General features: G+C 48.5%; 11 protein-coding genes. 10 read left to right on the forward strand and 1 reads right to left on the reverse strand.

Translation table 11 applies throughout. The features are described 5' to 3' along the window. The first annotated feature begins 73 nt into the window (after window positions 1–73). The 5 genes from AB4Z29_RS18080 (at window position 74) to AB4Z29_RS18100 (ending at window position 5,542) form a co-directional block, all read left to right on the forward strand. A complete protein-coding gene (locus tag AB4Z29_RS18080; RefSeq protein ID WP_441944414.1) occupies window positions 74–1,366 on the forward strand; it encodes an ABC transporter substrate-binding protein in 1,293 nt (430 codons plus the stop codon). Window positions 1,367–1,456: 90 nt separating this feature from the next. Next, window positions 1,457–2,377: a carbohydrate ABC transporter permease gene (locus AB4Z29_RS18085; protein WP_441944415.1), complete on the forward strand. Its 921-nt coding sequence runs from the start codon at window positions 1,457–1,459 to the stop codon at window positions 2,375–2,377. 15 nt (window positions 2,378–2,392) lie between these two features. Next, entirely contained in the window at window positions 2,393–3,223 is an 831-nt protein-coding gene (locus AB4Z29_RS18090) for a carbohydrate ABC transporter permease (protein WP_441944416.1), read from the forward strand. A gap of 101 nt (window positions 3,224–3,324) precedes the next feature. After that, on the forward strand, window positions 3,325–4,935 hold the full coding sequence (locus tag AB4Z29_RS18095; protein ID WP_441944417.1) for a response regulator: 1,611 nt from the start codon (window positions 3,325–3,327) through the stop codon (window positions 4,933–4,935). Between the two features lie 325 nt (window positions 4,936–5,260). Beyond that, entirely contained in the window at window positions 5,261–5,542 is a 282-nt protein-coding gene (locus tag AB4Z29_RS18100; RefSeq protein ID WP_441944418.1) for an alpha/beta-type small acid-soluble spore protein, read from the forward strand. Between the two features lie 236 nt (window positions 5,543–5,778). On the opposite strand, the gene AB4Z29_RS18105 is transcribed toward AB4Z29_RS18100, so the two are convergent. Continuing rightward, complete coding sequence (locus AB4Z29_RS18105; RefSeq protein WP_441944419.1) at window positions 5,779–7,059, reverse strand: glycoside hydrolase family 125 protein; 1,281 nt, start codon at window positions 7,057–7,059, stop codon at window positions 5,779–5,781. A 304-nt stretch (window positions 7,060–7,363) separates the two neighbouring features. On the opposite strand from AB4Z29_RS18105, the gene AB4Z29_RS18110 reads away from it, so the two are divergent. The 5 genes from AB4Z29_RS18110 to AB4Z29_RS18130 all read left to right on the forward strand — a co-directional run bounded on the left by AB4Z29_RS18110 (window position 7,364) and on the right by AB4Z29_RS18130 (window position 16,604). After that, the gene (locus AB4Z29_RS18110) at window positions 7,364–8,317 is read left to right on the forward strand and encodes an ABC transporter permease (RefSeq protein ID WP_441944420.1); all 954 of its coding nucleotides are present in this window, start codon (window positions 7,364–7,366) and stop codon (window positions 8,315–8,317) included. Window positions 8,318–8,336: 19 nt separating this feature from the next. Beyond that, entirely contained in the window at window positions 8,337–9,248 is a 912-nt protein-coding gene (locus AB4Z29_RS18115) for a carbohydrate ABC transporter permease (protein WP_441944421.1), read from the forward strand. Between the two features lie 118 nt (window positions 9,249–9,366). Further along, window positions 9,367–10,962, forward strand: coding sequence for an extracellular solute-binding protein (locus AB4Z29_RS18120; RefSeq protein WP_441944422.1), 1,596 nt, complete (start codon window positions 9,367–9,369; stop codon window positions 10,960–10,962). 204 nt (window positions 10,963–11,166) lie between these two features. After that, entirely contained in the window at window positions 11,167–13,413 is a 2,247-nt protein-coding gene (locus tag AB4Z29_RS18125; RefSeq protein WP_441944516.1) for a glycoside hydrolase family 3 N-terminal domain-containing protein, read from the forward strand. Then, window positions 13,410–16,604, forward strand: coding sequence for an alpha-mannosidase (locus AB4Z29_RS18130; protein ID WP_441944423.1), 3,195 nt, complete (start codon window positions 13,410–13,412; stop codon window positions 16,602–16,604). The genes AB4Z29_RS18125 and AB4Z29_RS18130 overlap by 4 nt, the downstream gene beginning before the upstream one ends. Window positions 16,605–16,645: the final 41 nt, after the last annotated feature.

Consider the following 16,645-nt stretch of genomic DNA (forward strand, 5'->3'; position numbering starts at 1 on the left):
AGTAGGCTGGCAACAATCCTTCCCCTTATGATTAATAGGTAAATAAAAACATACAAAAGGGACGGTGGATCAATTGAAAAAAGGATTTTATATTGCTCTTATGGCAGTCATTCTGTTAACCGGTTGCAGCGGACAATCGAACAGTTCGAATGTGAAAGAGGAGTCGGGGAAAGGCGACAAGGTGATTGAACTGAATTTCTGGCGTCCCCAAGCAAAGGAAGTAGAAGATAATTTCTACGTGGAGCGAATTGCAGAATTCAACAAAATAAATGAAGGAAGAATTAAAGTCAAGATGGAAGTCATCACCCGCGGCAACTCGTTTGCTTATGAAGACAAAATAAATGCGGCCGTAGCTTCTCATACGCTACCCGATATCGTTGCTATGGATGGTCCGAACGTAGCCAATTACGCGTCCTCGGATATCATTATTCCATTGGATGATTATTTTACTCCAGAGGATATGAGCGATTTCGTACCTTCTATCGTTCAGCAGGGCACATATCAGGGGAAATTTTATGCGGCAGGTCTGAATGAGTCTTCGGTTGTTCTTTTCTATAACAAAAAAATCATGGATCAATACGGGATCACGCCTCCGGACAAAATGGAGAATGCATGGTCATGGGACCAATGGTATGACGTTATGAAGAAGACCTCTAAGGAGGGCGTGTTCGGGACGAACATGATCAATGACAAAGGTGAATGGATGACTTACGCCTTTGAGCAATTCTGGATATCCAATGGAACGGATATTGTCAATAAAGAAGGGACGAAAGCCGAGGGATTTGTAAACAGTCCTCAAGGAATCGAAGCGGCCACCTTTTTGAAAAAATTGGCTGACGAGAAGCTGTTCAATATCGATCCGAAACCAACCGAATTTGAAGAAGGCAAAGCGGCGACCAAGCTTGGTGGACCGTGGAATATTCCGGGATTTGAAAATTATCCTGATTTAGAGTGGGGCATCACATATTTTCCTAAAAAAGCAGGCGGTACTCAAACCGCGCCTTCAGGCAGTTGGGCTGTGGGCATATCCGCAGACAGTAAATATCCGAAAGAATCGGCAGAATTCCTACAATGGTTCACAAATACTGACGGCTCTATGGGAATGGCGAAAGTAATCAGCATGCCGGCCAGCCGGAAATCTGCATTTGAAGGCATGTCGGAGTATGACGAACTTCCGCTGCGTGTCATTAAGGAACAGGTGACGACCGTTTCCAATGCCAGACCGGTTACACCGGCCTATCCAGTGCTTACGCAGAAATTTGCCGAAGCATTGACGGATATCATGATGGGAGCGGATGTGACAAAATCGCTGAATAATGTAGCCAAGACGTATGACGAAGAATACGAGCGCAACTTTGCCGAATAGCCAGCTTGACGAATGGATGCGGCAAGGGCATACCCACATATGCCTCTCGCCGCGTCTTTCGTTTACCCCACTTGAAGAAAGGAAGGATTCATGATGGAGGCGACTCGTGTTGTCCAGCCCAAAAGTGAAACGGTGTCGCTCGGCCGCCAGAAGCGCAGAGAGCGGCTTGTCGGTTATTCGTTCATCACACCGGCGACATTACTGCTCTTGTTGTTTCTAATTCTACCATTTTTGCTCGCGATCTCATTCGGATTCACGAAGTTTAATCTTTTAAGGCCGGATAAAATCCAGTTCATTGGCCTAGAGAACTATAAAACGTTGTTCCAGGATAGCTTGTTCTATAAATCGCTTTGGAACACACTATATTTCACCGCTATCGTTGTACCCGTTCAATGTACCGTTGCCCTCATTCTGGCGCTTCTAATCAATAATAAACTAAAGCTTCGGAATATTTACCGAATCGCCTATTTCAGCCCTGTCGTTACATCAATGACGGTAATTTCCATTCTCTGGATTTCTCTCTACAACCCTAACGAAGGCTTAATCAATTCGGCTTTAAACTTCTTGGGAATTTCCAACCAGCCTTTCCTGAGAAGCGCGAGTCAGGCGATGAATTCAATTATTTTCATGTCCGTATGGCAGGCAGCCGGTTACCAGATGATGATCTTTCTTGCCGGCCTTCAAGGAATTCCTAAAGATTTGTATGAAGCTTCTGCAATAGACGGAGCGAACAAGTTTAAACAGCTTCGATATATTACGATTCCGAGTCTTTACAACGTCATCGTATTTGTGGTGACGATTACAACCATTCAAGCCGTTAAGCTGTTCATACAGCCTTACATCATGACGAATGGCGGCCCGGAAAATTCGACGAGAACGCTTGCTCTGCTTATTTACCAACAAGGTTTTCAGTTCAGGAACGCGGGATATGCATCAGCAATTTCCGTCATTTTTTTCCTCCTGGTCGTGTTAATCTCTTTTTCCATCAAAAGATTTTTTAAAGACCGCTAAGGAGGTGCTCCCTAAATGTCCTTCAAGAGAACGAACTTGGTTTTGAATATAGTCAACATGATAATGGCTCTGCTCTTCGTTACCCCGCTGCTATGGATGGTGGTATCCTCATTAAAACCAGAAAATCAGATTTTTGCAGACTTGAGCTCAATTAAATCGCTCATTCCGATGAATATCACCTTTGACAATTACATTGACGCATTCAGCCGGATTCCTATGATGAAATATTTATCTAACAGTTTGTTTTATGTTTCGATTATTTCTATTAGCGGCCTTGTAGTCAACTCAATTTGCGGTTATGCGCTTGCCAAGCTGGAATTCAAAGGCAAGGATGTCACTCTCACGGTTATTATCGCCTTGTTGATTGTGCCCTTTGAAAGCATTCTAATGCCGCTGTACTTTATCGTGAATAGTCTCCACTGGGTCGATACCTGGCTGGCTATGATCGTCCCGTTTGTGGCGAACTGTTTCAGTATTTTTATGTTCCGTCAGTTCTTTATGGATATTCCGAATGAGATTCTGGAGTCGGCGTCAATAGACGGTTCTACTGCGATGAGAAGTTTTGCGAGTATTGTCGTACCCTTGTCAGGACCGGTATTTGCTACGGTGTTTATTCTGGACTTTATCAGCCACTGGGGTGATTTCATGTGGCCCATCCTTGTTACGACAGGCGAGTCCATGCGTAATGTCCAATTGGGCATACAGACCTTTTTTACGTTGCCACCAATCTATTACGGTCAGATTATGGCGACGCTTACCTTTACGACGATTCCGATTATTATATTATTTTTGTTTCTTCAAAAATATTATGTTCAAGGGATTACTAGCTCGGGGATAAAAGGTTAAGATAAGGTGAAAAAGATCTGTGGCGAAGGAAGGCTTGGTTTGCAAGATAGCGTCTGGGAAGAGTTCTCCCTGTTAAAACAGATGTGGTAGGTGAATGCTCCATGAACAGAATTATGGTAGTCGATGATGAAGCTATTCAGCGCAGAGTTCTTGGCAAGATGATGCGGGAGGCTCTGCCGGATGGTGAAGTCATGGAGGCTGGCAACGGCATGGCGGCGCTGGAGCTTGCGCGTATGCATGACTTCGATATGGTTATTACGGATATAAGAATGCCGATCATGGACGGGTTTGGATTTATCGAGTATATGAAGGAGATTGCACCCGATTGTAAAATTATTATATTAAGCGGATACCGGTACTTTGAATATGCGCAGAGAGCGATTCAATTAGGTGCGTTCGATTATTTGCTTAAGCCCATCAAGGAAGAGAGCATTGCGCAGTTGTTGAGGAAGGTCAAGGAAATTATCCTCAAGGAAAAGCAGCAAAACATTGAGCAGGAAAATATGAAGAGACAACTGGATAGCAATCTCAATGTATACTATGAGCACTTGCTTCAGGAGTGGATTCTCGGAAATGCGACTACCGGCGCTCAACTACAAGAAATTCAGCAACAATATTCACTCGGCATGTATGGAGCTGTCTTCGTGACCAGACTGGTTGAATTACATGAGGAACCCTTATCCGCAGAACGGATGGAGGAAATTAGGGGATTAATGCCAGATCAATATCTGACTCCGATTGGCTTTAACGGCAAAGTGCTGTCCTTTTTCCCCCCGGAGGACAAGCGGATTATCATCACCGTAATGACGGACGATAATCCGGTTAGCCTAATGAATAGTTTGAATGAATCTATTCACAATTATTGCCGACAACTGTCGGAACGATATAATCTCTATGTGACCGTTGGAGTCGGGGATGTTGGATCTGATTTTTATTTAAGCGCAGCGAAGTCGTATAGAGAAGCTCTGGAGGCAGCCGAATTTCGGTATTTTCTCACTTGCGATCAGGTGATTTATTATCGTGAGCTGGCAGGCCGAATGAAACCGATGCACTACGATTTCTTAAAGGCTGCAGGATTATTCAAAGATTGCATTCGAGCGATGAAAACAGAGCTGATTATTCAGCATACGGACGAGGTATTTCATAGGGCTTTGGAAGAAGGCCTGCCTTATCCTAAGCAATGGCAGAAATCAATCGTGTATCTCATTTATAATATCGCGACTGTAATTAAGGATTTTCTGAGCGAGGAAGATTATCGGAGTACATTGGCCGAAATCGAGAAACGAATTACCGCTTGCGCAACATTTCTTGATTGCAAGAAGGAGTTTCTTGATATTCTCCAGCAAATTATGGCGATTCTTCAAAGCTGCCGAACCAGGAAACATGAGACGATTGTCGAAAGATGCATCGGCTATATAGACAATCATTACATGGAAGATCTCTCCTTGGACTCTGCCGCTCAGCAATTTTTTTTCAGCCCAAATTATCTGAGCAAAATACTTAAAGATCATTTAGGCGTGTCATTTACTAAATATTTAACAGAAATTCGGTTAAAGAAAGCGATTCAGATGCTTGAAAATGGGGATATGAAGGTTTACGAAATTGCCGGAAAAGTAGGATTCAAAGACGATAAATATTTTTATCGGGTGTTTAAAGCAAGGTTCGGCAGTACACCTGATGATTATCGCAAAAATAACGCTTTAAAAGAGTAGAAACGGGGGAAGCCATAAAGGCCGTAATACGCACGAGGAGGCAATCTTCCGCTTTTCGACAAATTGTGGATAAGCCAAGACACCCCTCGCCTCCACCAATATCATCGGAAAAGTGACCGTGTTAGGTCGCTTTTTTTTGCGTTTTCTCCGCTTACCTTTAGTATCTGTTCCAAATGTCGGCAAATATGATCATTTTCATTGAATAACAGCAGATGAATTTTTAAATATTCAGGAAGCAGAAGGTGATACTCTATTTTTGATGATACGGATTAAAAAACATGCTTTTGCGCATCTTAGAGGAAAAGCATCAAGGGAGTGTATCATAATGGCAAGAAGACGTCGGTATGCGGTGCCGGGGATTGAACAAGAGATGCGGAATTTCAAAGCGGATGTAATGAGGCGTGAAGGTTATGCTGTTGACCCTAATCGTCCGGATGACGTGAAATATGAAGTGGCAAAGGAGCTTGGCGTACCACTAAAGCCTGGCGATAATGGTGATTTAAGTACGGAGTCAGCAGGCCATATCGGTGGCAAAATTGGCGGTTCCATGGTTCGGGAAATGATCCGTCAAGCCCAAGCTCAGCTTGCTAACGATGATAAGTCGTAACAAAAAGGATGAATTCGCCTGATCCTACAGGGCGAATTCATCCTTTTTTCGAATCACTTTCGCATCACTTGCATGATGTTGGTCTCAGCGTTGCAATCTATAAAGAATAAGCCAGGCTAGAATACAGGGATGTAATCTTAGAAAAGCGCCTAAAACTTCTTAAAGAGGATTCAGGCGCTAAGGCTGTCGAGAAAATCTCGGTAGCTTAATTTTCATGGCTGCGCGGTCCTAGAAAATTAAATGATATTTTTGTCCATCGCTTTGACAATTAAGGTTGCAAACAAGCTATTGGACCAGGCAAACCATTCGCGGGAGAAGTCTGCCGGGTTATCCGGGTGGAAGCCCTCGTGCATAAAGCCCGTATCGGCGTCCGTATCCAGCAGCACTTGAATCAGCTCTTTGATCTCCTCGTCATTATCTGAGGTCAGTGCCTGCATCGAGAGTGCCATATGCCATACATAGCCGCCGGGGGTATGGGGACTGCCGATGCCCTTGGCATGCTTGCCCTCAAAGTAGAACGGATTATCAAAGCTAAGGGCAAAGCGGCGCGTATTCTGATAAATCGGATCGTCCGTGCCTACATAACCGATATAAGGGATGGAGATAAGCCCTGGTGTCCCCGCGTCATCCATCAGGCAATAATTGCCGAAGCCATCTGTTTCATAGGCATAGATTGGGCCATGAGTCGGGTGGTTCACGATACCGTAATGACGGATACCGAAATCGATCTCTCTACGCAGCTTGTCTGCCCGCTCCGCAAGGCGCTCATCCTTATAAATCTCGGTTGCGATTTCAATTATATAGCCTAGCACAACGACAGCGAACATATTCGAAGGGATGTTATAGCCAAACACATTGGCATCATCGCTTGGTCGGAAGCCTGACCATGTCATGCCCGTATAGTTAGCAGGCATGCCGCGTCCATCGTTTGGCAGCGTTTCTGTTTCTTGTTTGGTCTGCCTGATGAAATGGTAATTGGATCGCTCTTGATGACGCTGCTCCGTGATCATTACTTCGACGATGGAGGTAAGGGCCTGATAACATTCATGGGTGAATATATCGGTTTGTCCCGCTTCCTTCCAATAAGAGTACATCAGCTGAACGGGAAAACAAAGCGAGTCCAGCTCGTATTTCCGCTCCCACATCCATGGATTCAAATGGCAGTCGTCGGTGTCGCGATAATGGCGGTCGCTTGCCGTTTCATTAAAAGCATTGGTGTACGGGTCAATATTAATATAGAAGATTTGTCTGGCGATCAGACCGCCGATGATGCGCTGCAGCTGCTCGTCGTTTTTGGCAAACGGAATGTAATGGCGAACCTGCTCGGTAGAATCGCGCAGCCACATGGCCGGTATGTCTCCAGTGAATACAAACGTCGTACCGTCATCCAATAATTTGGTTGTTGTTTCTAGTGTGTTAGGAAACGTATTTCGAAATAATTGCTGCAGCTTGGGGCGATGGGCCAGACGCTTATCGGCTTCCTCTAGAAATGTTGTAATCGAATTTGGCAATGTCATTTTATTAGCCTCCTGAAAGTTGGTCATGTCCTGACTTGACTTACCCAACAGGATGTCACAAGGCCATCAGGACGGCAATATGTATATTTTGCAGGTAAGAAAACGGGTTCAAAAACAACACAAAAGCGCTTACAACGCTTTGCTGCAGGCATGTCGAATTTGCTTTGGTACCCGGTCAAACCCAGTAACATAAAGGGTTTGGCCTTTTTTTTCGCTTGCTTCAGATACGACATATTTATCCTGACTTGATACCCGCCTATAATTTGGAGCAGAGCGGTACAGGAACAGGAAAGGGGCTTCAAAAATGAACAGTAAAGGACAGCAAGCTTTGCGAACGCCTCCGCTGCGAGCGTCAGGCGGGATCGTCAAGCGAATGATTCAAAACTGGGAATTGTACTTATTTATGCTTCCCGCGTTTGTATATTTTGCGGTATTCCACTATGGACCGATGTACGGAATTCAAATTGCATTTAAAAATTTCATTCCGTCCAAAGGTGTCTTTGGCAGTGAGTGGGTCGGCTTTCAGCACTTTGAACGTTTTTTTAATTCGCATTATTTTTGGGATTTGCTCTGGAATACGCTGAGCATCAGTTTCTATGAGCTGGCCCTCGGCTTTCCGCTGCCAATCATTTTGGCCTTGGCATTTAATGAAATCAGCAACGGCTATTTCAAGAAAAGCGTGCAAACGATTACTTACGCACCGCACTTCATTTCTATCGTTGTCATGACCGGGATGATCATATCATTCTTATCTCCGTCAAGCGGGATGCTTATCCGCGGGCTTGAGGCACTTGGCATCGATGCGCCGCAGTTTCTTAATGATCCTGCTTGGTTTAAGACGGTCTATGTTATTTCCGGCGTTTGGCAGAATACGGGATGGGGAACGATCATTTATTTGGCAGCGCTATCAGCGGTTGATCCGCAGCTGCACGAAGCAGCCATTGTGGATGGAGCAAGCAGATTTAAACGGATGCTTCATATTAACCTGCCAACCATTATACCGACCATTACGATCCTGCTTATTTTGAATACGGGCAATATTTTGGGTGTAGGTTATGAGAAGATTTTACTGCTGCAAAACTCATTGAATCTGGAAAGCTCAGATGTCATTTCGACCTTCGTTTATCGAACGGGTCTTGTAAGCGCACAATACAGCTTCTCAACGGCCGTAGGGCTGTTCAATTCAATTGTTAATGCTCTCATGCTGATTACAGTGAACCAAATTGCCAAACGTACAAGTGCCACAAGCTTATGGTAAAGGAAAGGAGAGGTTTAAAATGGTGAAGTCGATGAGGGAGTCCACCTCGGACAAGCTGTTTCTGACAGTAAACTATATTTATTTGGCGCTTGCGCTCATTGTTGTGCTCTATCCGCTTATCTATATCGTCAGCGCTTCGATCAGTACGCCAAAGTTCGTCAATTCGGGGGAAATGTGGCTGCTGCCCAAAGGTCTGACATTGGATGGCTATAAGCTTGTTTTCTCGAATCCTAAAATATGGAATGGCTATGGCAACACACTTCTCTATACCGTAGTTGGTACATTGCTGAACCTGGCAGTCACTTTGCCGGCAGCTTATGCCCTAAGTCGTTCCGACTTTGTGGGACGCAACTTTTTTATGGCGATGTTTCTCGTCACGATGTTTTTTAATGGCGGCTTGATCCCCCTCTATCTGACAGTCAAGAATCTGGGGCTGATTAATTCGATGGGAGCATTAATTCTCCCTGTTGCGGCATCCGTATGGAATATTATTGTAGCCAGAACCTTCTTCCATTCCACGATTCCGAAGGAGCTGCAGGAGGCTGCGCATATGGACGGCTGTACGAATCTGCGGTTGTTCTTCCAAATCGTGCTGCCGTTGTCCGCTCCGATTATTGCCGTTATGGCCTTGTTCTATGGCGTCAGCCATTGGAACAGCTATTTTCCGGCTCTCATCTACTTGAATGATGAAATGAAATATCCTCTGCAAATGGTACTGCGCCAAATATTGGTGCTGCAGGAGATGTCGGCGGAAACGACGGGGGCGGCCATCAGCGGCGATATTGCCCAAGCCATGAACAACAAAGCTGAAATTGCCTCATTGGTCAAATATGCCGTTATTATCGTTTCTACTCTGCCGATTGTCGCTTTATATCCGTTTTTGCAGCGGTATTTCGTTCAAGGGGTCATGATTGGTTCGGTCAAAGGCTAGAGTGATGTTATCAAAATGGTAATAGATGCATGGGGATACGGGCTTTGCGCAGGCAAGGCCAGTTATTTCGCAATCATTTGTTATAGCGTTATGATTATACAAAAAGGGAGGATTTACGATGCAGAACAAGAAAAAAGGCGCAGCAGTGCTTTTGTCTGCCGCTCTAGTGGCAGGTTTGCTGGCGGGCTGCGGATCGTCTAACGACAAGAACAAGGAAGAGGCAGAGGTTGAGGTAGTGGTAGCCAAGGAAGGCTTACCCATCGTGAACGAGCAGATTTCGTTAACGCTGACTGCGCCTGATGTCGGCATTCAGAACTGGAAGGACATGGACGTCCTGAAGGAAATGGAGAAACGTACGAACGTTAAGATGGTTTTTAACAATGCACCGAAAGAAAGCTTTGATACGAAGAAAAACCTTATTTTCTCCAGCGGTGAATATCCGGATGTATTCTACGCAGCGGGACTTACCCCAGCGGAGCAAATGAATTACGGCGAGCAGGGAATTCTCATTCCGCTTGAGGATTTGATTGAAAACTACGCTCCAAATGTCAAAAAGGTATTAGAGGATAATCCAGAGGTGCGCAAGTCCATTACGGCGCCAGACGGCCATATTTACTCCTTGCCGGTTATCGAGTTCAATCAGCCGTGGTACCGCAATCCGATGTGGTATAACGGTGATTTTCTGAAGGCGCTTGGCTATGACAAGCTTCCGGAAACAACAGAGGAACTGTATACGTACCTTAAGCGCGTAAAGGAAGAAGACCCGAACAAAAATGGAGCTGCCGACGAGGTGCCGTTGTCATCCGTCAATCTGCGTGATATTCGCACTTGGCTGCTTGGCGCCTACGGTATTTACGAGGAAGAAATCTATGTTGACGATAGCGATGTCGTTCATTACACGCCAGTTGAGGATGGCTATAAGGAATATTTGGTCTTCCTGAACCGTCTGTGGACGGAGGATCTGCTGGATCATGAAACGTTCTCGCAGACGGCGGAGCAGAAAAAAGCAAAGGCCCAAAACAATCAGGTGGCGCTGTTCTCCGATTGGAATGCCTACATGACCTTGGGCGGCGAGCCGAGCACGGATGATCCAATGTTCCTGCCAGTCAAGAGTGAAATGGTGGACAAGGCTGTCATCGCCAAAAGCAAGGGCGTAACGACAGGAGCTTTTGCCATCTCCAAAACCAACGCTTATCCTGAAGCTTCGATGCGCTGGGTGGACTACATTTATGGATATGAGGGTGCAATGCTATTCAACAAAGGGCCTGAGGGCGTTTTGTGGGAGTATACGGACCGCGACAGCTTGACCAAGAAATATTTGCCGGTTCCTGGCGGCGGAGACCGCGAAGATTATCGCGCGACGCTGACGCCGAACTACGGGATTCCAGCACCAACGATTTCGGTTCCCGAAATTCAACTAGGATTGACTACCGAATTTGATGAGTGGGTAATGAATGAATCCAAAACCAAGCTATTGGATAAAGGCTCGCGGATACCATACCCGACTTTATTCCTCACAGCAGAGGAGCAAGCAGAGGTAACGACGCTGACCTCGGATCTGACTACGTATGTACGCCAAATGGAAGCCAAATTCATTACGGGCGCCGATACGTTTGACAACTGGGATAAATATATTACTACGGTTACCAAAATGGGCGGCGATCGCATGAGCCAAATCTATCAGGCCGCGTATGACAGATGGAAGCAAAGCTAACGATTAGAGCTTAAACAGCTAGTCCAAGCGAACCAAAGCTATCAGATAAAAAACAATGAAGATGGACTGCATTCGCCGGCTGCGGCTTCATCCGCAGCCGGCAAATGGCATGAAATCTGATCATTTAGGGAGGTGTGCTTCCAGGTGGACAAAGACAACAGGCAGGCTGAAGCGGGGAGGAAGGCACAGGATCTGCTCGCCCGCATGACGCTTCCCGAAAAAATCGGACAATTAATACAGCCTTTTGGCTGGAAATGCTATGAGAAGCAGGAGGATGGAAGCATTCGCCTGACAGACGAGTTCAAGGAGCAGCTGCGGCAAGGAGCGGTTGGTTCGCTGTATGGCGTGCTGCGAGCAGATCCCTGGACAGAAGTTACGCTTGCCACAGGACTGTCTCCCGAGCAGGGGGCAAAGGCCATCAATGAAATTCAAGAATATGCGATGCAGCATTCCCGCCTCGGGATTCCGGTGCTGTTCGGCGAGGAATGCTCGCATGGACATATGGCGATCGGAGCGACGGTATTCCCTGTACCCATTCTGCTTGGAAGCTCCTGGAACGTAGAGCTGTACAAAGAGATGTGCCGTGCGGTTGCCCTTGAAACACGCAGTCAGGGAGGCGCCGTGACTTACTCGCCGGTGCTTGATGTTGTTCGCGATCCGCGCTGGGGCCGCACAGAGGAATGCTTTGGCGAGGATCCTTATCTCATTTCCGAGTTTGCAGTTGCGGCAGTTGAAGGCCTGCAAGGCGAGAATCTTGCTGACGAGAACAGTCTGCTTGCAACGCTCAAGCATTTTGCAGGTTATGGCAGCACAGAAGGCGGGCGCAACGCACAGCCGGCGCATATGGGGCTGCGCGAGCTGCATGAGGTCGATTTGCTGCCTTTTCGTAAGGCGGTTGAGGCCGGCGCACGCTCCATTATGACGGCTTACAATGAGATTGACGGTATTCCATGCACAAGCAATCCATATCTGCTTAACGAGGTGCTGCGGCAGGAGTGGGGATTTGACGGCTTTGTCATTACGGATTGCGGTGCGCTTGGAATGCTTGTTAACGGGCATAATGTCGCAGCAAGCGGCGAGGAAGCGGTTAAGCTGGCGCTGGAGTCCGGAACGGATATGGAGATGTCGGGAGAGATGTTCAGCAAGCATCTGCTGGCCGCGATTGAACAGGGGCTATTGAGCGAGGAGACGCTGAACAAAGCGGTTCTGAGAGTGCTGCGCTTGAAGTTTGAGCTGGGATTGTTTGACCGTCCCACGGTCGATCCAGCAAAGGCAGCGCAGGTCATCGGCAGTCTGGAGCACGAGCAGCTGGCTCGCAAAATGGCGGCTGAAGGAATTGTACTGTTGAAAAATGAGCGGCAAACTTTGCCGCTGAATAAGAATATAGGCAAGGTTGCTGTGATTGGCCCTAATGCTAATGCTCCATATAATCAACTGGGAGACTATACCTCGCCTCAGGAGGAAGGACAAATAGCAACCCTTCTGGATGGTGTGCGAGCTGCGCTAGGCGAGGATCGGGTTCTGTATGCTCCCGGCTGCCGCATTAAGGAAGAGGCACGGGAAGGTTTCGCAACTGCGATTGAATGTGCACGGCAGGCTGACGCCGTTATTGTGGCAATCGGAGGCTCAAGCGCCCGGGACTTTGGCGAGGGAACCATCGATCTGGTGACGGGCGCAGCTGTAGTGACCGACAACGCGCAGAGCGAAATGGAGTGCGGAGAAGGCATTGACAGAATGACGTTAAACCTGCTCGGCTCACAGCTGGAGCTGGTGAAAGAACTTCGTAAGCTGGACAAGCCGCTTATCGTTGTTTATATAAACGGCCGTCCGATTGTCGAGCCATGGATAGTGGAACAGGCCGACGCGATTGTTGAGGCCTGGTACCCGGGGCAGGAGGGCGGACATGCTATTGCCGATATTCTGCTTGGTGACGTTAATCCATCTGGCAAGCTGACAGTAAGCATTCCTAGACATGTCGGACAATTGCCAGTCTACTATTACAAGCGCCGTACACGTGGCAAACGTTACCTAGAAATGGACTTTGAGGCCCAATATCCGTTTGGCTACGGGCTTAGCTATACAAGCTTTGAATACTCGGGTCTGCAAATCGAGGATGCCGCCGCGGGCGAAGATGGTTATGCGGCGGCGGTTGTAAAAGTGCGTAATAGCGGCCAAATGGCCGGGCATGAGGTTGTGCAGCTATATGTGACAGATCATGCCGCCACGGTTACGCGTCCGCAAAAAATGCTCAAGGGCTTCTGTAAAATCTGGCTGGAGCCGGGAGAGAGCAAGCAGGTACGCTTCGTCATTGGAAGAGAACAGCTGGAATTTGTCGGCCAGCACCTGCAGCGAATTGTTGAGGACGGCGATTTCACGATTATGGTCGGGTCCAGCAGCGTGCATTATCTGGAGGCGCCGCTGCGCGTCAGCTTGGAGGGAAGATCATCTTGAAATCCGTTCATCGTTTTGTCCGCTGGCTGGAACAGCGGCAATGGGTGGAGCAGATCCAGCTGACCCATTGGCAATTGAATAAGCTGCGCTATATCGAGCCCGGCGTCTATGAGCCTATTTCGGAAGGCTGGGCGTCGACCGATCTTGCCCAGCTTAATGAAGGGCATGGCACAACCTATATGCTGCGTCATCAGGTTGCATGGCCAGAAAGTTGGCAGGCGGGAGACGCTGCCCTTCTGTATTATGGCGGAGGCGAAGGCTTGCTGCGACTGAGCGGAGCACCCTATCACGGTCTGGACAACAATCATTGGTTTGTGCCGCTGCCGCAATCTTATCAAGCAGGCGACGTGCTTGATCTGGAGATTGAGCTGTTCGACCCAATCCCTGAGCCGGTAGATCCGCTTAACCGGCAATCCAGACAAAAGCCGCCGATTAACGGCGTTTCGGTCTCGCTGGTACAGGTCAATTGGCCAGTCTACCAGCTGCTTCATACCGTACGCGCAGTGCAGGAGTCGGCTGCATTGCTTCCAGAAGGAAATCTGCAGCGAACCCAGCTAATCTTGGCGCTGGAGGATGCTATCGGCAGTCTGTATGAGCCGGACAGAGATACTTTCATTGATGTGTCTGCTTGCCAGCAAGCGGACGCCAAGCTGAGACTGGCAGCGGAGGCAGCGCAGCAAGCAAGCGGCAATAACGGCCTGATGCATATGGTTGGACAATCGCATATCGATATTGCCTGGTTATGGCCGATAAAGGAAACCGTCCGCAAGGCAAGCCGCACCTTCTCTACCATCTGTGCGCTGATGGATCGTTATCCTGATTTTTATTATTCGCAAAGCCAGCCTATTTTGTATGCATTCGTTAAGCAAAACTACCCGGAGCTGTATGAAAACATAAAAGGGCGGATTGCTGAAGGGCGCTGGGAGCTTGTAGGCGGCATGTGGGTTGAGCCGGATCTCAATATACCAAGCGGAGAGTCGCTTGTTCGCCAAATCCTGATTGGCCAAAGATTTTACGAGGAGGAGTTCGGTCAGCGCTCAGGGATTGAGTGGCTTCCCGATACCTTTGGCTACTGCGCCTCGCTGCCGCAGCTGCTTAAGCAGGCCGGAATCGATTATTTCATGACGACCAAGCTTGGCTGGAATGATACGAATGAGTTTCCGCATACGTTGTTCAACTGGGTTGGCATTGATGGCACTAGCATTGTAGCTTATCAGAATCACGGTTTGAACGAGGATACCCGTCCGAAGGATGTGCAAGAGCATTGGCAGGCCTATAAAGAGAAGGACCGACACGGCGAGCTGATGCTATTGTATGGCCATGGCGACGGAGGCGGTGGAGTCACGCATGAAATGCTGGAGTACATCGAGCGCTCGGCCTGTATCCCCGGCCAGCCTCAGGCGAAATATTCAACTGCACGGCAGTTTTTTGATCGAGTAAGCAGCAGTGGGGTTAAGCTGCCCGATTGGCATGGCGACTTGTATTTGGAGCTGCATCGCGGCACCTACACGACACATGCGAAGAACAAACGAAGCAACCGTCAGGCCGAGCAGCTGTATCGCGCTGCCGAAGTATGGCTAAGTCTCTCCGGCATGCTTGACCCGCAGCGCCAAAGCCAAGCGGGACAGCGGCTGGAGGAGGGCTGGAAGCTGCTGCTGCTCAATCAGTTTCATGATATTATTCCTGGCACATCCATTCCGGAGGTGTACGAAACCTCATCCAAGCAGTATGGGGAAATTATGAGGCTGGGCAATGCTGCCCTGGAGGAAGCGATGGGGATGCTGGCCGGCCGTATGCATACGGAGAACGAGGGAGCTGCCTTTATTGCTTTTAATAGCCTTGGCTGGGCAAGGGATGGATGGGTCTATATTCCGCTCCAGCCTGGCATGGAACAGCTGGCGGCTTATGATGCGGAGGGAGAACTGCCTTATCGTATAGAAGCCTCATTGGTACCGGGAGAAGACAAGCAGCTGGCTGTGCGGACGGGATCGATTCCAGCCTTTGGCTGCAAAACGATCTGGCTGCGCCAGGTGGATAGCGCTCCTCAGGATGCGCGTTCAGGTGCGGCACAGCAACACGCTGAACAACAGGCTGCAGAAGCTGATAAACCTACTGGCATCGGCATATTTGAAACCGATTATTATACGATTGAACTGGATGAACAAGGGCTTATCAGCCGCTTGTACGACAAGCCTTGCGATCGCGAGCTGCTGCAGTCAGGGCGGCGCGGCAACGAATTGCAGCTATTTCATGATACGCCGCTGCTGTGGGATGCATGGGACATTGCCCATGACTACGAGAACAAACGGGCAGACGCGCAGCGGCTGACGGGCTGGCGCATACTGGAGCATAGCGCCGAACGTATCATAATCGAGCTGAATTGGCAGCTAAGCCAGTCGCGGATCAGACAGCAAATGATGATTCCGATTCATGATCGCTGCATCGAATTCCGTACTTACGTCGATTGGCAGGAGAATCACAAGCTGCTTAAGGCTGCTTTCCCACTTGGGTTGGTGAGCGGCAAAGCGACCTATGAAATTCCGTTTGGCGCATTGGAGCGCACGACCCATCGCAACACAAGCTGGGAGCAGGCGCAATTCGAGGTATGCGGCCACCGCTGGGCGGATTTGTCTGAGCATGGGTATGGCGTAAGCCTGCTGAATGATTGCAAGTATGGCTATGACATTAAGGATGCTGTCCTGCGCCTTTCGCTGCTTCGCGCTCCGAACTGGCCGGATGAGGGAGCCGATCGAGGCGAGCATGTTTTCACTTATGCGTTATATCCGCATGAAGGCAGCTGGCAGCAGGCCCAGACCGTTCGTGTTGCAGCTGGACTCAACGAGCCATTGCGGGCGATCAAGTCTGATTCTACTTCCGATATCGCCAAGGAAAGCCTGGGCTTTGAGCATTCCTGGATCGATCTGGCAAGCGATCAGGTCATTCTGGATACGGTAAAACCAGCGGAGGACGGCACAGGAATCGTATTGCGGCTGTATGAGGCAGCTGGCGGCCGCTCGGAAGCTAATATCGGCTTAAGCGGAAAGCTGCTTGCCGCCGGTGAACGGTTTGCTGTAACCGAGGTCAATATTCTAGAGGATCGACTGGCGGACTTGACGATGAGCGGCGACAGGCTCTGGCTAAGCTTCAAGCCTTTTGAGATCAGAACAATTAAAATAACGACAACATTATAACTTGGCGATCTCCCCCAAAGCGGTGGTTCTTACTGGCTGCC

It is taken from the genome of Paenibacillus sp. 2TAB23 (assembly GCF_052115165.1).
Lineage (GTDB): Bacteria > Bacillota > Bacilli > Paenibacillales > Paenibacillaceae > Pristimantibacillus.

Coding starts and splice junctions, on each gene's coding strand:
- AB4Z29_RS18085 (WP_441944415.1), top strand. CDS start 1,457: ATGATGGAGGCGACTCGTGTTGTCCAGCCCAAAAGTGAAACGGTGTCG.
- AB4Z29_RS18090 (WP_441944416.1), top strand. CDS start 2,393: ATGTCCTTCAAGAGAACGAACTTGGTTTTGAATATAGTCAACATGATA.
- AB4Z29_RS18095 (WP_441944417.1), top strand. CDS start 3,325: ATGAACAGAATTATGGTAGTCGATGATGAAGCTATTCAGCGCAGAGTT.
- AB4Z29_RS18100 (WP_441944418.1), top strand. CDS start 5,261: ATGGCAAGAAGACGTCGGTATGCGGTGCCGGGGATTGAACAAGAGATG.
- AB4Z29_RS18105 (WP_441944419.1), bottom strand. CDS start 7,059: ATGACATTGCCAAATTCGATTACAACATTTCTAGAGGAAGCCGATAAG.
- AB4Z29_RS18110 (WP_441944420.1), top strand. CDS start 7,364: ATGAACAGTAAAGGACAGCAAGCTTTGCGAACGCCTCCGCTGCGAGCG.
- AB4Z29_RS18115 (WP_441944421.1), top strand. CDS start 8,337: ATGGTGAAGTCGATGAGGGAGTCCACCTCGGACAAGCTGTTTCTGACA.
- AB4Z29_RS18120 (WP_441944422.1), top strand. CDS start 9,367: ATGCAGAACAAGAAAAAAGGCGCAGCAGTGCTTTTGTCTGCCGCTCTA.
- AB4Z29_RS18125 (WP_441944516.1), top strand. CDS start 11,167: ATGACGCTTCCCGAAAAAATCGGACAATTAATACAGCCTTTTGGCTGG.